At 42.0% G+C, this 452-nt stretch carries 1 protein-coding gene; it reads right to left on the bottom strand.

Annotated elements, in window-relative coordinates; translation table 11 throughout:
* Window positions 1-268 (bottom strand): chemotaxis protein CheW (locus BCT49_RS05335; protein WP_198595820.1); only part of this gene is annotated, 268 nt, incomplete at its 3' end.
* Window positions 269-452: the final 184 nt, after the last annotated feature.

Here is a 452-nt window from a genome sequence, read left to right as displayed (position 1 = left end):
ATTCTGACGGAGACCTGCTGGGCATACCCAACCATTTTGCAAGATTGATTAACGGGACAACTTGACCTCTAGACTTAAATACACCGACGATATCGCCCCCTCCTTTAGGGTAGTCTGTAACAACGGGGAATCGGATCACCTCTCTCACTTTAGCTACATTGATCCCGTAGGTGATTAACTCTTCTCGCCCTTGAACACCAATCTTAACAAGCTGGAACTCCGCTATTTCCAGCTCATTAGTTCCACTTTCCAACAACACATTACTCATACATTATTCTTTTCCTATAGAAATCGTAGAGGGCATAATAACGAATACCAGAACAACTCTCGACTAAACTATAAATAGGCATGAAGTTTCCTTCCTTGTTTTCTTCTTGCTGAAAAAACGGCTCCCAATTGGGAGCCGTTCTTGTGCCTAAATAAGACTACGTACTAAGTGCAGTTATGTAAAA

The organism is Vibrio lentus (genome assembly GCF_002875945.1).
GTDB classification, from domain to species: domain Bacteria; phylum Pseudomonadota; class Gammaproteobacteria; order Enterobacterales; family Vibrionaceae; genus Vibrio; species Vibrio apostichopi.
The sequence above is the reverse complement of the archived record's forward strand: the minus strand, read 5'-3'. Positions and strand labels throughout refer to the sequence as shown.